Source organism: Vreelandella zhaodongensis, assembly GCF_013415115.1.
Classification (GTDB): Bacteria; Pseudomonadota; Gammaproteobacteria; order Pseudomonadales; family Halomonadaceae; genus Vreelandella; species Vreelandella zhaodongensis.
The window spans coordinates 338,891-354,961 of record NZ_JACCDD010000001.1 but is presented as its reverse complement, the minus strand read 5'-3'; the positions used below and the strand labels follow the sequence as shown (position 1 = coordinate 354,961).

16 protein-coding genes are annotated in these 16,071 nt (G+C 53.1%); 1 reads left to right on the top strand and 15 read right to left on the bottom strand.

What is annotated here, in order from left to right:
- Nucleotides 1-48: 48 nt before the first annotated feature.
- From HZS79_RS01550 to HZS79_RS01540, 3 genes are all read right to left on the bottom strand, one after another.
- Nucleotides 49-660, bottom strand: coding sequence for a superoxide dismutase (locus HZS79_RS01550; RefSeq protein ID WP_009722060.1), 612 nt, complete (start codon nt 658-660; stop codon nt 49-51).
- A 231-nt stretch (nt 661-891) separates the two neighbouring features.
- On the bottom strand, nt 892-1,818 hold the full coding sequence (locus HZS79_RS01545) for an electron transfer flavoprotein subunit alpha/FixB family protein (RefSeq protein ID WP_162217618.1): 927 nt from the start codon (nt 1,816-1,818) through the stop codon (nt 892-894).
- 14 nt (nt 1,819-1,832) lie between these two features.
- Entirely contained in the window at nt 1,833-2,582 is a 750-nt protein-coding gene (locus HZS79_RS01540) for an electron transfer flavoprotein subunit beta/FixA family protein (protein ID WP_179926882.1), read from the bottom strand.
- A 421-nt stretch (nt 2,583-3,003) separates the two neighbouring features.
- Here HZS79_RS01540 and HZS79_RS01535 point away from each other — a divergent pair, with 421 nt between their 5' ends.
- On the top strand, nt 3,004-4,668 hold the full coding sequence (locus HZS79_RS01535) for a 4Fe-4S dicluster domain-containing protein (protein WP_179926881.1): 1,665 nt from the start codon (nt 3,004-3,006) through the stop codon (nt 4,666-4,668).
- Between the two features lie 39 nt (nt 4,669-4,707).
- Here HZS79_RS01535 and HZS79_RS01530 read toward each other — a convergent pair whose 3' ends face one another.
- The 12 genes from HZS79_RS01530 to fabD all read right to left on the bottom strand — a co-directional run bounded on the left by HZS79_RS01530 (nt 4,708) and on the right by fabD (nt 15,938).
- Entirely contained in the window at nt 4,708-6,915 is a 2,208-nt protein-coding gene (locus HZS79_RS01530; RefSeq protein WP_179926880.1) for a UvrD-helicase domain-containing protein, read from the bottom strand.
- A complete protein-coding gene (locus HZS79_RS01525) occupies nt 6,912-7,478 on the bottom strand; it encodes a DUF1285 domain-containing protein (protein WP_179926879.1) in 567 nt (188 codons plus the stop codon). Before HZS79_RS01525 ends, HZS79_RS01530 begins: the two co-directional genes overlap by 4 nt.
- A gap of 30 nt (nt 7,479-7,508) precedes the next feature.
- On the bottom strand, nt 7,509-8,351 hold the full coding sequence (locus HZS79_RS01520; protein ID WP_179926878.1) for a TatD family hydrolase: 843 nt from the start codon (nt 8,349-8,351) through the stop codon (nt 7,509-7,511).
- Between the two features lie 96 nt (nt 8,352-8,447).
- The gene (locus HZS79_RS01515) at nt 8,448-8,783 is read right to left on the bottom strand and encodes a PilZ domain-containing protein (protein ID WP_179926877.1); all 336 of its coding nucleotides are present in this window, start codon (nt 8,781-8,783) and stop codon (nt 8,448-8,450) included.
- Nucleotides 8,784-8,819: 36 nt separating this feature from the next.
- Nucleotides 8,820-9,803, bottom strand: a complete 984-nt coding sequence (locus HZS79_RS01510) for a DNA polymerase III subunit delta' (protein ID WP_162217611.1) — start codon at nt 9,801-9,803, stop codon at nt 8,820-8,822.
- Nucleotides 9,794-10,447 (bottom strand): dTMP kinase, encoded by a 654-nt coding sequence (gene tmk / locus HZS79_RS01505; protein WP_162217610.1) that lies wholly within the window; start codon nt 10,445-10,447, stop codon nt 9,794-9,796. The genes HZS79_RS01510 and tmk overlap by 10 nt, the downstream gene beginning before the upstream one ends.
- Before the next feature lie 58 nt (nt 10,448-10,505).
- On the bottom strand, nt 10,506-11,513 hold the full coding sequence (mltG, locus tag HZS79_RS01500; RefSeq protein ID WP_179926876.1) for an endolytic transglycosylase MltG: 1,008 nt from the start codon (nt 11,511-11,513) through the stop codon (nt 10,506-10,508).
- Between the two features lie 31 nt (nt 11,514-11,544).
- Nucleotides 11,545-12,351, bottom strand: coding sequence for an aminodeoxychorismate lyase (gene pabC, locus HZS79_RS01495; protein ID WP_162217608.1), 807 nt, complete (start codon nt 12,349-12,351; stop codon nt 11,545-11,547).
- A gap of 6 nt (nt 12,352-12,357) precedes the next feature.
- Nucleotides 12,358-13,596 (bottom strand): beta-ketoacyl-ACP synthase II, encoded by a 1,239-nt coding sequence (gene fabF, locus HZS79_RS01490; RefSeq protein WP_162217607.1) that lies wholly within the window; start codon nt 13,594-13,596, stop codon nt 12,358-12,360.
- Nucleotides 13,597-13,789: 193 nt separating this feature from the next.
- Complete coding sequence (acpP, locus tag HZS79_RS01485) at nt 13,790-14,023, bottom strand: acyl carrier protein (protein WP_008956801.1); 234 nt, start codon at nt 14,021-14,023, stop codon at nt 13,790-13,792.
- Between the two features lie 124 nt (nt 14,024-14,147).
- Entirely contained in the window at nt 14,148-14,891 is a 744-nt protein-coding gene (gene fabG / locus HZS79_RS01480; protein ID WP_162217606.1) for a 3-oxoacyl-ACP reductase FabG, read from the bottom strand.
- Nucleotides 14,892-14,978: 87 nt separating this feature from the next.
- The gene (gene fabD / locus HZS79_RS01475; RefSeq protein ID WP_162217605.1) at nt 14,979-15,938 is read right to left on the bottom strand and encodes an ACP S-malonyltransferase; all 960 of its coding nucleotides are present in this window, start codon (nt 15,936-15,938) and stop codon (nt 14,979-14,981) included.
- Between the last annotated feature and the right edge of the window lie 133 nt (nt 15,939-16,071).

The window sequence follows — 16,071 nt, the reverse complement described above, 5'->3', positions numbered from 1 at the left end:
TTATACAAGACGCCAACTAGCTTGGCGCCTTTCTCACAGCACGTGAATTTAGGCGATAGCAGCCTGGTAACGACGCTCAACATCTTCCCAGTTAATTACGTTGAAGAAAGCTTCTACGTAATCAGGACGTTTGTTTTGGAACTTCAGATAGTAAGCATGCTCCCAAACATCCAGACCTAATACCGGCGTGTTGCCGTGCATTAGCGGGCTGTCTTGGTTCAGTGTGTTTTCAACGACCAGCTTTTTCTCAGGTGTAACGGAGAGCCATGCCCAACCGCTACCGAAACGACCCAATGCCGCTTTCTTGAAAGCTTCCTTGAAGGCGTCAAGGCCACCTAGCTCAGCATCAATGGCTTTTGCCACATCACCCTGGGGCTGGCCGCCGCCATTCGGTGACATCATTTGCCAGAACATAGAGTGGTTGGCATGGCCGCCACCGTGATTGATGACAGCTTGACGCTTCTCTTCAGGTACACGGTCAAGATTCGCAACCAGCTCTTCTACCGGCACGTCTTCAAGACCCGTGCCTTCAAGCGCAGCATTTAGGCTGGTGACGTAAGTGTTGTGGTGACGAGAGTGGTGAATCTCCATCGTCATCGCATCAATGTTCGGCTCAAGCGCATCATAGGCGTACGGTAATTCTGGAAGTGTATGTGCCATGCTAACTTCTCCTTAAGTGGCTTTTGTTGCGTTCACTTAACTAAGTGTGGTCTTACCCCACCTTTTTCAACCATCACGGCCATTTTTATTACCGTGAACAGCGATTATTTATATCCGGTACGTCATATACCCCAGTACCTTAGTCAACTATTGGCAGTTTATCGAATTCATCGCCAATAAAAAAGCCGACTTCTGGCGAAGTCGGCTTTTAGCCAGTTAAGATTCAGTGGTTTATAGCTTGCTTTCAAGCTCCGGAAGAATCTCGAAGAGATCGCCCACCAACCCATAGTCAGCAACTTGGAAGATAGGTGCTTCTTCGTCTTTGTTGATCGCAACGATCACTTTAGAGTCTTTCATGCCTGCCAAGTGCTGAATCGCGCCGGAAATACCCACGGCAATATACAGCTCAGGCGCTACAATCTTACCGGTTTGGCCAACCTGCATATCGTTGGGTACAAACCCTGCGTCTACGGCAGCTCGTGATGCGCCAATGGCGGCACCCAGTTTGTCAGCAATACCGTCGAGCAGCTTAAAGTTTTCGCCGTTGCCCATTCCGCGACCACCGGAAACCACGACTTTGGCACCACCAAGTTCTGGGCGATCGGATTGCGCCAGCTCTTGCTTAACAAAGCTAGACTGACCATTTTCGACCACCACCTCTACCGCTTCTACCGAGGCACTGCCCGTGCTCTCGACCGCGTCAAACGCGGTAGTACGCACAGTCATGACTTTCAGTGCATCGTCGCTTTTTACTGTGGCGATGGCGTTGCCCGCATAGATGGGACGCAGGAAAGTATCAGCGCTCTCAACGCCAATCACGTCGGACAGCTGGCTAACATCTTTTAAGGCAGCCAAGCGCGGCAGTACGTTTTTGCCTGTGGTAGAGGCGCTAGCCAGTACGTGGCTGTAATCGCCAGCCAGCTCTACCAGCAACGCTCCCATTGGCTCAGCCAGCTGATGGGCGTATACCGCGTTATCAGCGACGCGGACTTTGCTTACGCCATCAAGCTTTGCGGCAGCATCAGCGGCTGCCTGGACGCCTTCACCGGCAACCAGCACGTCAATATCACCACCAATCGCTTTGGCAGCAGCCACCACATGGGCGGTCGCGCCCGCCAACTGACCTTCATGGAGGTCGGCAAGTACCAGAATGCTCATGAGATCAGCTCCTATTAAAGCACTTTGGCTTCGTTTTTCAGTTTGTCGATCAATTCATCTACTGAGGCGACTTTGACACCGCCCTTACGCTCTGCCGGGGATTCCACCTTGAGCAGGCTAACCTTGGAGGCCACTTCAACGCCGTAATCAGCGGGCGTTTTGGCGTCCAGAGGCTTCTTCTTGGCCTTCATGATGTCGGGTAACTTCGCGTAACGCGGCTCGTTCAAACGCAAATCGGTGGTAACGATAGCGGGCAGAGAAAGCGCAACGGTTTGCAGACCACCATCGATTTCCCGAGTGACATTCACCTTGTCACCGTCAACAGCAACCTCAGAGGCAAAAGTACCCTGAGGAAGGTTGGTCAACGCAGCAAGCATCTGACCCGTTTGGTTGTTGTCGGTATCGATGGCCTGCTTACCGAGAATCACCAAACCAGGCTGCTCTTCGTCAACAACTTTAGCCAGTAACTTGGCCACCGCAAGCGATTCAACCCGCTCGTCGGTTTCAATATGAATAGCACGGTCTGCCCCAAGCGCCAGAGCGGTTCGTAACTGCTCTTGCGCCGCCTTAGGGCCTACGGTAACGGCCACGACTTCTGTCGCAACACCCTTCTCTTTAAGGCGCACCGCTTCTTCTACAGCAATTTCGCAGAAGGGGTTCATCGCCATTTTGACGTTGGTAAGATCAACGTCAGAGTTGTCCGCTTTCACGCGGATTTTGACGTTATAGTCGATGACGCGTTTAACCGCGACGAGTACTTTCATAGATTCCTCGCTTGGCTTGTGATGGAAGCCGTTAGCCTGTCCCGGCATCGTAACAACTGATGCCGCTTCAATAGGGGCGACGTTAATTTAAAACGACACCTTAAAAATTCATGCAAGCGTTTGATAGGTCTGTAAATGAAAAACCCTATCAATTTGCCACAACCTAGTGACTAGCGACAACACCGATTAACTACGGCCTTGGTCGTAGCAGTGATGCAAACTCCATGGATAAATGGTGCTTTTGCCATCGTAGGGGTGACCTCACCAGGGTATTATGCCTATCATGGAGCATAACCAGAAGCAAACGACCGTTTAAAATTAAGGCCATCTTTTTATAAGCTAGTTCTTATAACGCTCATTTGACGTTCACACAGGCTAGTTTTGGTAAATAATGGCACTTATGAGAATAAGGAGAAGCCGGGTGGAAAATGTTGAACGCGATGTCATGGACTTCGATGTAGTCATTGTTGGTGCTGGCCCCTCTGGCCTAGCTTCCGCTTGTCGTCTAATGCAACAGGCGAACCAAGCGGAACAAGAATTGACGGTTTGTGTGGTAGAAAAAGGCTCCGAAGTCGGCGCCCATATTCTTTCTGGCGCTGTCTTTGAGCCTCGCGCACTGGCAGAACTATTTCCTGATTGGGAAGAGCGCGGCGCACCGCTCAACACGCCGGCCGTTCGTGACGATGTTTATCTGCTGAAAGATGCGCAGAAAGCGCAAAAAATTCCTAATGCCCTTGTACCGAAAAGCATGCATAACACCGGCGGAGAACTTACCCGCTATGTGATTAGCGCAGGCAACCTGTGTCGCTGGCTGGCCGAGCAAGCCGAGGCCCTTGGGGTGGAAATTTTCCCTGGCTTTGCTGCCCAGGAAGTGATTATCGAAGACGATGCAGTACGTGGCATTCTCATTGGCGACATGGGCGTCAGCGCAGACGGCACACCCAAAGATGGCCATATGCCAGGTATGGAGCTACGTGCCAAGTACACGCTATTTGCCGAAGGTGCTCGCGGCCACCTGGGTAAACGGTTAATCAAAGAGTTCTCGCTGGATGCCGGCCGCGACCCACAGCATTACGGAATTGGCTTAAAAGAATTGTGGGATGTTCCCGCCGATAAACATGAACCAGGGCTTGTGCTTCACGGCTCGGGCTGGCCGCTTGAAAAAGACACTCACGGCGGTTGGTTCCTTTATCACGCGGAAAACCAGCAGGTCGTCGTTGGCCTTATTATGGATCTTGGCTATAAGAACCCCTGGCTGTCACCTTTTGACGAATTCCAGCGCATGAAGCATCACCCGGTGCTTAGCCAGTATTTAGCAGGCGGCAAACGAGTTGCCTATGGCGCGCGCGCCATTACGAAAGGCGGCTTTAATTGCCTACCGAAAATGACGTTCCCTGGTGGCCTATTGATTGGCTGCGATGCGGGCACACTGAACTTTGCCAAAATCAAGGGACTGCATACCGCCATGAAATCCGGCATGGTGGCTGCTGAGAGCGTCTTTGAGGCCATTAAAGGTGGCGATGAAGGTGCTCAGGAGCTAGCTAGCTTCACTGAGAAGTGGGAAGCCAGCTGGGCCTATGAGGAGCTGAAAGAGAGCGCAAGCTTTGGCCCTGCTATCCATAAATATGGCACGGTAGGCGGCGGTGCTTATAACTTCGCCAATCAATTACTGGGCAATAAGCTGCCTAATGTTCACGACACCACCACCGATCACGGCGCACTGAAGCCTGCCTCTGAGTTCGAAAAAATTAATTACCCGAAGCCCGACGGTAAGCTTTCCTTTGATAAATCGACGTCTGTCTTCTTGTCCAACACGAACCACGAAGAAGACCAGCCCTGCCATCTGCGCCTTGCAGACCCAGAGCTGCCAATTCGCGACAACCTGCCAACCTATGCAGAACCGGCCCAACGCTACTGCCCTGCGGGGGTTTATGAAGTGGTGGAAGATGATCAAGGCAAGCCACGCTTCCAGATAAACTTCCAGAACTGCGTCCACTGCAAAACCTGCGATATTAAAGACCCAGCCCAAAATATTACCTGGGTAGCACCAGAAGGCGGCGGCGGGCCTAACTATCCCAATATGTAAACCGCTCTGCTCTGCTAGATAGTTATCCTGCGCGGCCAGTTATGCTGGCTGCGCTGGCGGCTCTATTCGCTCGATCGGCGCACGCCGGGCAATTAGACGACGCCGACCTGCCTGAGCAAAGCGCACATCGATGACCGGGTCGGAGGGGTTGCCTTCCACCGATGCCACCTCCCCTTCTCCAAACACGGCATGCATCAAGCGTTGCCCTGGATAAAAATGCGTATCGTCCTGATAGCCTGCCGCCGCTTCATTGACCTGTGGCGCTGCTAGCTCAATATCCGTTCGCCCTAATCGCTCAAGATAGCGTCTCACCAAGCTCGGCGATGTGACTTGCACAGCCGTTTCGGGAGGATCTTGACGCGACAGACATGACGCCATACGCAGGCTGTCCTGCCAGGCACTTTCCGCAATAAAGCGACTAGGCCGGTGAACTCCACCATCATGCAATACCAGCAGCTGCTCTTGGGCGCGCGTAATCGCGACATAAAACAGCCGCCGCTCTTCTTCTAGCCGCTCATCATTAAGCGGGTTATCGCGGCTGTAGTGCGGAAAATCCTCTTCGTTTACCCCGGCGACGGCGACCAACGGCCATTCTAGGCCTTTGGCTCCGTGAACCGTGCTAATCAGAACGCCGCCCGCTTGATTTTCTACTGGACGCTCCAGCAGCTCGATAAACGCGTCTGGATCTTTCACGCTATCGGCCTGCTCAATCAGCACGTCCAGTAGGCGAACGTCCTCTTCGCCCTTGTCGCGCCTTGCGGCTGCTCGTTTTAGGGTTTTTTCCGCATCAATCGTCTCCACCACATGGCTCAGCAGCTTCGCAGGCGGCCAGGCACCCAATTTGGGGAGTTCGCATAGCAGCGCCCAGCGTTTTTTGAGCGTGCGACGTTGTAGCGGCTTGAGGGAGGTTAGCACCGGTTCGTGGCGCTCTGGCCAGCGCTGGGTGCTGGCCAGCTGATAGGCTAACCGCTGAAGCCCCTCGCGGGCGACAAAAGGGGTTGGCTGCGACAGAAGCAACAACAGTTGCTCGGGATCGCGCAACAGCTCTGGGCGACGAGACAGTTTCAAATAGCCTGCCAATGCCTGCACTAGGGGGAGTCGAAAAACAAAACGATCTTCTCGCTGTAGACGAAACGGAATACCCGCCTGTAACAGCGCCAGCTGAAAGGGCACCGAAAGCGCCCAGCTACGTACCAGCAAGCTAACATCACTCAGTGCGCGTCCCTGCGCCTGCCAATCGACCAAGGCATCGAGCAGCAGTCGGCTGCCCTGCCCGACGGATATGTGGGTTTCAGGGTTATTAGAATCCGCTAAACAGAGCTGATCCGGACGACGCTGGTTAGCCATAATGGCATGGTTAGCGGTTAGCGCTAGCGCGTGGCCATGGCGAAACGTAATGGAAAGCGGATAGTCAGTAGCGCTGCCAAACATCGCCGTAAAGTTTTCCAGCATGGTATCAGGACGCGCGCCACGCCATTCGTAGATGCACTGATTCGCATCACCAACCGCCATCACATTAGCATTGGAGCCCGCCAGCACGGCGAGCAACCGCTGCTGAGCAGTATTAATATCCTGATATTCATCAATGATGACATGATCAAGGAAGCCTTCAACGCGACCACGTAACGAGTGGTCTGCTTCCAAAGCTTGTAGGGGGCGATATAGCAAATCGGCATAGGTCATGACGCCTTCGGCATGCAGCAGCCGTTCGGCCTCATCAAACGCCCTGGGAAAGTAGTCAGTATCCGGCTCGTAATTAAGTCGTTTGTAGAGCGCATCCGCAGATAGCATTTCCGCTTTTACCAACCCACAGAAATGGGCAAGCGCTTCTAGCCGATCCCCTTCCAGTGCGGCATCACGCCGCTCGACCTCACCGCTAAGTACATTCAGGCTGGCTTGGCGTAAAAGACGCTCTAACTGCCAGTCGGCAGATAGTAGACGTCTTGGCGCGAGTGCGCCCCAGCGACAAAGGCTCTGCGTCAACCGATGACCAAGGGAGTGAAAGGTGCGCACATCAGGCAATGGCTGTCCTTTGGGAGTCATACTAACCAAACGGCGCTGAAAATCGTCTCGGGCTGAGCGGTTGAACATCAGCACTAGCATCCGTTTCGGAGAGACACCGGACGCCAGCAAGTGAAGCACCCTTGCTGCCATGGTGGTGGTTTTGCCAGCACCAGCAACTGCGGCGACGCGTGCATGCCCTTCACCATGATGGACAACGGCTTGCTGTTCAGCGGTTAACTTCACGTGGCCTCGCCTGGCATCGCACCATTGGCAGTAAACTGACCTAATACATGCCAAGACCCCGCGCTATAGAGTCGGCATTGGCACTCTCCGTTCTCTTCTTCGTGCAGCGTGGCCAGCTCTACCAATCGGTAATACACATTGCGATGCAAGCGTGCCGCTAATCCAAAGCGAACGGTACACTCAGGCGCAAGGTCGCCCTCTGGCGTTTTGGAGAGACTTAGGGGATGCTCTGCATCCACACGAACGACGTCGTCAAACTGGGTCTTTAACCACCAGGCATCATCGTGGAAGTCTGCTTCTACCGCTACGAATGGGCAATCAATCACCGTGACACGCCAGCGCTCAACCGGCGTTACCAGGCAATACCCATCGGTATCACGTCGTAATAGACTCGCTAACAACCGCGGTATGGCAAGGCGCGCAAACGGCTTTCCTTCATGCAACCACGTGCCATCAGCCTGGATAACGATATCAATATCGCCACTCAAGGCCGGCTGCCACTGTTCAACGGGGGGAATCGTCGCCGAACCGTTAAATTGCTGCATAAGCCGATCAATATTCATCGCTTACCTCCCTGGCTGTGCGTTCAGCTCTTATACCACTAAACCTGACTGCGCTAACGCTTCCTTTACGTTATCAGGCGCATCGGGCACAGCAGCGCGGAATAGGTGATAAAAGTTGGCGGTGGTTTGCATCGCTACTTCATCAACGCTGATACCCCGCTCCTTAGCGATACACTCTGCCACTTCAACCACCCAGGCAGGCTCGTTGGGCTTTCCGCGATAAGGAACAGGTGCCAGATAGGGGCTATCGGTTTCAATAAGCAGCCGATCGAGAGGTAGCTTTCTTGCTATCTCTCTAAGCGACGCAGCATTGCGGAACGTAATAATACCCGATAACGAAATATAGAACCCAAGCCGTACAGCTTCACGAGCCATATCTAAATCCTCAGTAAAGCAGTGCAATACACCACCTACGTCTGGATTAGTGTGCTCGCGCAGCAGTGCTAACGTGTCTTCTTTCGCTTCACGAGTATGAATAATAACCGGCAATTCCAGCTCATTAGCCGCCATTAAGTGGCGTTTAAAGCGCTCGTGCTGAACCGCCACAGGCACGTTATCCCGATAGTGATAATCCAGACCTGTTTCACCAATAGCGACTGCACCGTACTGCTCAGCAGCATCAACAATATCGCTTACGCTTGGCTCTTTCGGGGCCTGATGCAGCGGATGCAGCGGATGCAGCCCAGCCGAAATAACCACGTCGTGGTGCTCTCGGGCAATCGCCGCCAACTCAGGCATATCTTCAAGTGTCACCGCAATGGCCAAGAATTGGCTCACGTTGGCTGCGCGAGCGGCCGCCAGCGTTGCGGCAATATCGCCATCATGAGTTTGCTCAGATAAACGGTCTAAATGACAGTGGGAATCGACAAACATGCAGCTCTCTTAAATTCTCGTAAACAGATAAAGGGGTAGGCCTTGTTCAGTGCTATTGCGGTGCTAACTCGGTACCATCGAAGTGTATTAGTTCTATCAAAGCGTAAAAGAGGGAGGTGCTTTATCTAACTGCCCCGCCAGCAACGTCTCAATTCGATCGCGTACTGCGTGGTTCTGCTGACTGAAATGAACACCAATACCAGGCATTCGTCGCCCACTCACACCTTCAGGAGACACCCACACCACATGCCCGGTGATAGAGAGGCGCTCACTCTCCCCTGGTAATGCCAGCAACAGATAAACCTGCTGACCAAGCTTATAGGGCGCTTTGGTCGGAACAAAAATACCGCCCCTATCCAGAAAAGGCATATACGCGGAAAGCAGCGTCGGTATATCCGGTATTGTCAAAGCAAGTGCTTTTTGAACCGTCATAACAGCCTCGTTGCGAAAAGCCCGTTGGCAAAGCCCCTAGGAACGAAGCAGCGTCGACCAGCGCACCAGCCACGCTTCTAACACCAGCTGAGGGTTCGGGTTAGCACCAACGGCGAATAAGCGGCGTTGCTCTCGGGCATAGTCCAACAGTCGAAACCAGTCCTGTACCCGACCATTTTTCATGGCTTGACGGTATAACGGCTCTAAATCAGGGTTATGAAGCGCTGTGGTTTCGCCAGACAGGCCCAGCCGGATCAAATCTTCAAGCCAGGCGATACCGTACCACAAGATGGCATCAATGGCCTGACGGTCAAGCCTAGCAGCTTCTGAAACAGGCTCAGCGCCACGCACTAATTGCTCGAAACTATCGTGAATCTGGTGACGAAGAGCTCGCTCCTCTGGCGTTGCTAACTCAACAGCAAGCAGCGGCAGCCCGCCCGATACCTGCCACCAAAAGTGCGCTTCGTCGCTACCCAACTTTTCAGTCAACCACCCTTGGCAGGATTCAAAAGGCACACTAGGCAGGGGCCACTGCTGACAGCGGGAGCGAATCGTTGGCAGCGTGCGCGAAGGCACATCCGATAGTAAAATAAACAGTGTTTTATCGCCGGGCTCCTCAAGACTTTTGAGTAATGCGTTTGCCGCTGCAATGTTCATTGCTTCAGCGGGAGAGATCACGATCACACGATAGCCGCCCTGCTGCGCGGTTTGAGACACAAAGCGATTGACCTCACGGATAGGATCAATCCGAATCTGGCGCTTCCCTTCTTCAGGAGAAATTCGCATCAAATCTGGGTGATACCCTGAGGCTAGCATGGCACAGCTATGACAGTGACCGCAGGCATATTCACTGGGCTGTGCGCAGAGCGTTCGAGCAATTAAGGCCTCCGCCAGCTGCTGCTTGCCCACCCCGTGGGCACCACTAATCAGCAGCGCGTGGGGCAGTCGTCCCTCGCTGGCTAAACGAATCAACTGCTGCCATGTGGCATGGTGCCAAGGCAGCGCCTCTGCTATTGCCATGCAGTAACCCGTTCTGCCAAGGTTTGAGCAAGCGCTTCTTGAACGCGGGCAAGCGGCTGCCCAGCATCAATAATTGCAAAGCGCTGAGGGGCTGCAGCAGCACGCGCTAAGTATGCGCGCCGTACTGCTTCGAAAAAGGTTATTTGCTCTTGTTCAAAACGATCACGCTGGGTTTGCTGATCTAGCAAACGCCCCTCAAGGCGCTCTTTCGCAGCGTCAGGTGACATATCTAATAATAGCGTTAGATCAGGGGAGAGGCCTTTTTGTACGAACTGCTCAAGTTGAGCAATACGATCTGACTCGATACCGCGGCCGCCGCCCTGGTACGCAAAGGTAGCATCGGTAAAACGATCACAGATCACCCAGGCACCACGTTCAAGGGCAGGCACTATTTTTTGCGCTAGATGCTGAGCTCGCGCAGCAAACATTAATAGCAACTCTGCATCACTGTGCAAGGGCTCATCGAAAGAGGGATCAAGCAGCAATCCTCTAATCGCTTCAGCGCGGGGCGTCCCCCCAGGCTCACGAGTACGCACTACGTCTAGCCCCTGCTCTTTCAGCCAAGCCTCTACAAACGCCATGTTGGTAGATTTTCCGACTCCCTCACCACCCTCCAGAGTAATGAAGCGTCCGCGCTTGCTCATTGAAGCCCCTTACTAAATGTAATTCAAAAGACGATTATCAAACAATCATTTAAGCCAATCACCGATTACGAATATAGCGATTAACCGCATTATTGTGCTCACGAAGTGTACGCGAAAAATGATGCGTACCATCACCACGAGAGACAAAGTAAAGCGTTTCACCCGGCAGAGGATTCACCGCGGCCTCAAGAGAGGCACGCCCAGGCATCGCGATGGGCGTTGGCGGCATGCCGTCAATAACATAGGTGTTATACGGGGTGGCCTCGCGTATGTCCGCGCGGGTAATACGCCCTTCATAGCGCTCACCCATGCCATAGATGATCGTTGGGTCTGTCTGCAGGCGCATACCTTGCTGCATACGACGTTTGAAAACCCCCGCGATCTCTCGGCGCTCTTCCGGTGCGCCTGTCTCGCGCTCAATGAGCGATGCCATAATGAGCGCTTCGTAAGGCGTATCGATGGTCAGATCGTCATCACGTGCGTCCCACACCTCTTCCAAAATCCGCTCCATGCGGGAAAGCGCTTGACGCAGAATATCGACATCGCTCATCCCTAAGTGATAGCGGTAGGTATCTGGAAAAAACCACCCCTCAGGAAAGGTACCTTCGCGGTCAAGTAGCGACATAATCGCTTCGTCGGTCATATCCGCAGTTCGGTTTTCAAGCTTAGGCGCACTGTTCAGGAGCTCACGCATTTGGCGGAACGTCCAGCCTTCAGGAATAGTCAGCGGATAAGTCACCACGTTATTACTACCTAATAACGCCATCACATCTAGGCCGCTCATGCCCGGGGTGAATTGATACTCGCCAACACGCGGCCGCGGCACACGCTCCGGCTCAACTCGTGCGAGCAACCGGAATGCCCAAGCATCGTTAATAAAGCCTTGGCTTTCCAGTTCTCGAACGATCTGATTAAAACCTGCACCGGCTGGGACCTGGTAGAGAGCGGGCTCATCCAAGGCGATAGGTGCGGCCAAGCGGTTTTGCCAATAAGCATAGCCACCAGCAACAGCGGCCACCCCCAGCACTGCTAAGACACCCACGGCAACCAATAACCGTTTCACCATGACACCTCAATAACGTTAATTAAGATTCTGCTCAACAGGACGAGAGCGAATAGCCAAGTAGCTGATGGCCAGCCACCTGCAACGTATCTTGGTCAGCCTGCGACCAAGCGTGCAGCACCTCGCCCGTTTCACTCAGTAATGTATTAACTGGCCAAACGCCTTGTACTGAGTTGGCCACCCACAGGCGATCAACATCACGCAAGGCATCCAGTGCAATGGCAGATTCCCGCACAGTGCCTTGATCCAACAAAGCGGCGCGAAGTGTGCCTGCGACGCCACATTGTGTTAACTCAGGAGTAAACAGCTCCCCATTGCGCTGCCAGAAAACATTCATGCTGGTCGCTTCGACTAACCAACCGTCAGTATCCGCCAGCAAGCCCTCAGCAATCGTTTGATCATCCCACTCCTGACGGGCGAGCACATTCTCCAACCGGTTGAGATGCTTAATACCAGCCAGCAACGGTTGATGACCCAAACGCAACTGGCAAATCCGCACATTAACGCCTTGACGCCAATGCTGGGCATTCGCCACAAAAGGCACTCTGCGACTGATTAAGCGTGGTGATAACGCATCAGGCAACGCGTAGCCCCTTCCACCGCTTCCACGGGTAAGGATCAGCTTGAGCACTTCCAGCTCAGCCGCAGCCGGAGATTGCCAAGCAGCGGCCAACTGCTCCAAAGGGGGCAACGGAATATTCAAACGCTGGCAGCCTTGCCTTAATCGCGCATAGTGATAGTCCCACAGTACAGGGGTACCATCGCGCAGCAGCACTGTTTCAAATACGCCGTCGCCATACGCAAGCCCACGGTCGTCAAACGGGACCTGGGGCATCGGCATCGCAGTCTATACTCTCTTAAACAGTAATGAGCCGTTTGTGCCACCAAAACCAAAGGAATTGGAGAGCGTTATATCAATGTGCATCTCCCGCGCGGTATGCGGTACGTAATCGAGATTACAACCTTCCTGCGGGTTATCCAGGTTAATCGTGGGCGGCGCCACCTGGTCCCGAATGGCCAGGATACTAAACACCGCCTCAACCGCACCTGCAGCACCTAATAGGTGGCCAATCATTGACTTAGTCGAGCTCACGGCGACCTTCTGAGCTGCGCTACCTAGCACTTTCTCAACCGCACGGCTTTCTGCTAAATCACCCGCTGCGGTCGATGTACCATGCGCATTAATATAGTGGACACTTGCGGGATCAATGCAGGCATCTTTAATGGCATTGCTCATTGCAAGTGCAGCACCTCGGCCATCTTCCGGGGGCGCCGTCATATGATAGGCATCATCACTCATACCAAAGCCCGCGAGCTCCGCATAAATATTCGCCCCACGCGCTTTCGCGTGCTCATACTCCTCCAGCACTAATATGCCTGCACCATCTGACAACACAAATCCGTCACGGTCCGTATCCCAAGGGCGACTGGCCGCTTCGGGGTTATCATTGCGCGTCGAGAGCGCCCGCGCTGCAGAAAACCCACCTAACCCTAGCGGCGTGGTGGCCATCTCTGCACCACCGCAAATCATCACGTCGGCATCGCCGTAAGCGATAGTACGGGCACTATAGCCAATATTGTGAGTCCCAGAAGTACATGCGGTGGTAATAGCGATATTTGGGCCTTTAAAGCCATGCTGTATCGCCATATTGCCCGAGATCATGTTGATGATAGAGCCAGGAACGAAAAACGGTGAAACGCGTCGCGCCCCGCCTTTATTAAGTGCATTGTGGTTATGTTCAATCATCGGCAGACCGCCAATGCCTGAACCAATTGCCACGCCGATACGCTCTGCGTTCTCTTCAGTGCACTCAAGCCCTGAATCTTCGATCGCCTGAGCCCCCGCGGCCATACCATACTGTATAAACAAATCCATCTTGCGCGCATCTTTGGGGTTCAGGTAAGGACTAATATCAAAATTCTTAACCGAACCACCAAACCGCGTATTGAAGCCACTTGTATCGAAGTGCTCAATTGGCGCTATGCCGCTTTTGCCTGCAACAATATTCGCCCACGACTCATTGACACTGTTGCCCACTGGGGTCACCAGGCCTAACCCAGTTACCACTACCCTTCTACGCGCCATCTGCTTTCCTCCAGGCATCCATGGTGACACGACCCGTTTAGGTCATCTGCTGCAGAAATTTGGTGACTAGTATAACGGAGATTGCACGTTATATTCATTGTGACAACAAAGCAAAAAAGCCGCCCCTGCTCAGGACGGCTTTTTAATGCGGGTGGTTAGCACCCCACCCTGGTTCACTGCGTCGACTCAGCCCTTACTGATGGGCGTTTACGTAGTCGATAGCTTCTTGAACCGTGGTGATTTTCTCAGCTTCTTCATCAGGAATTTCAGTATCAAATTCCTCTTCTAAAGCCATCACCAGTTCAACGGTGTCAAGAGAATCAGCGCCTAGGTCTTCAGTAAAAGAAGAGCTGTTCTGGATGTCTTCTTCTTTAACGTTCAGGCGCTCTGCCACAACTTTCTTCACGCGCTCTTCAATAGTACTCATCAACGTACTCCAGTCGTTCACATTAGCCGTTATTGATAACCAGCCATTTGGAAACCGCAAGCCAAAAGCTGCGGGGTAGTTTATAGACGCCCTTAAGCTGACGCAACCGCCAAGCCTAAGGCCATCAACGCATATTCATGCCGCCGTTAACGTGCAGCGTTTCGCCAGTGATATACCCTGCTGCGTCGCTTGTCAAAAAGCCAACGGCAGCGGCAATTTCTTCAGGTCCGCCTAAACGCGAAAGAGGTATTTGCTTGAGCAGCATTTCATGCTGCGCTTCAGGCAGCGCCTCGGTCATATCTGTTGCAATAAACCCAGGGGCTACCGCATTTACCGTAATAGCCCTGGAAGCCACCTCACGCGCGAGCGCACGACTGAAACCTTCCATGCCCGCTTTAGCAGCAGCATAGTTAGTTTGGCCAAGGTTACCCATAGTGGCGACCACTGAGCTGATCGACACAATACGCCCAAAGCGCGCCTTTGTCATACCCCGCAGACATGCCTTACTGACACGGTAGACAGATTTGAGATTGGTATCCATGACGGAGTCCCACTCATCTTCTTTCATCCGCATCAATAGGTTATCACGCGTAATACCAGCATTATTAACCAAAATAGTCGGCGCACCAAAACGCTCGCCTATTGCCTTAAGCACCTGATCAATACTGGCCGGATCCGTGACGTTAAGGCACATACCAGCACCCTCAACGCCATGCGCTTTTAGATCTGCATCAATTTTTTCAGCGCCTGACTCACTTGTGGCCGTACCCACCACAATTCGTCCCTGACGCCCAAGCTCATGAGCAATTGCACGCCCAATACCTCGGCTAGCGCCAGTGACTAGCGCCACTCTACGTTCTTGCGTCATAACGTTCATCCTTCAACTTAACTAAGCAAGGGTAGCGGAAAATAGTGACTTATCACGTACTATTTATCACGCACCATCCGCTAATTATCACGCACCATCCGCTAACGCTTCACGAGCCAGCTCAAGCGCCGAGTCTAAGCTGTCGGGATCATTAACCGCCAAGCCCTTAGCACTGCGCACAATACGTTTATTGATCCCCGTTAATACTTTGCCTGGGCCACATTCAATAAACACATTAGCACCTTGATCGACCATCGCTTCAACGCAAGATGACCAACGTACTGGCTGATAAAGCTGCTCAATAAGCCGCGTGCGCAATGTTTCAACATCAGCATGGGCTTGTGCATCAACGTTTTGAACAACGGAATAACGAGGCGCACGTAACTCGATGTCCTGCATAGCCGCAGCCAAGCGCTCGGCAGCCGGTCTCATCAATGCACAATGCGAAGGCACTGATACTGGCAGCGACAGTGCGCGCTTAGCACCAGCCTCCTGACAAGCCACTATCGCTCGCTCAACAGCGTTTTTGCTGCCTGCGATAACCACTTGTCCAGGAGAGTTGTAGTTGACTGCAGAAACAACGTCTCCTTGGGCCGCGCGATCACAGGCAGCTTCTACCGCACTGTCGTCGAGACCCAAAATGGCCGCCATACCACCCTCTCCAGAGGGGACAGCTGCCTGCATAGCTTCACCGCGCAGTCGCACCAGTTGAATACCTTCAGCAAAGCCCAGCACCCCCGCGCATACCATAGCACTGTATTCTCCAAGGCTATGGCCTGCCATGACGTTCGGGCGAGGACCTTCTAACTCTTGCCAAACACGCCAGATCGCCACACTGGACGCTAGCAATGCAGGCTGAGTACATGCTGTCGCATTCAGCGCATCTTCTGGACCTTCCTGGACGACTTTCCATAAATCGTAGCCCAGAGCGTTTGACGCTTCCTCAAATGTAGTTCCCACCACACTGTAGCGCTCGGCGAGCTCTCGCAACATCCCAAGCTGCTGAGAGCCTTGCCCGGGAAAAATGAGGGCAAGGGGTTGAGACATGTCGTTCACCTTTGCTCTTGTAGGCATTTGCTCATTTGAGCGATAGGCGTAGCTGTTAATTCCGTCATCGTAACGAAATCGGCATATTTTGCCGTCATCAACAGCCCGCAAAAAATTAATCTTTTATTATTTA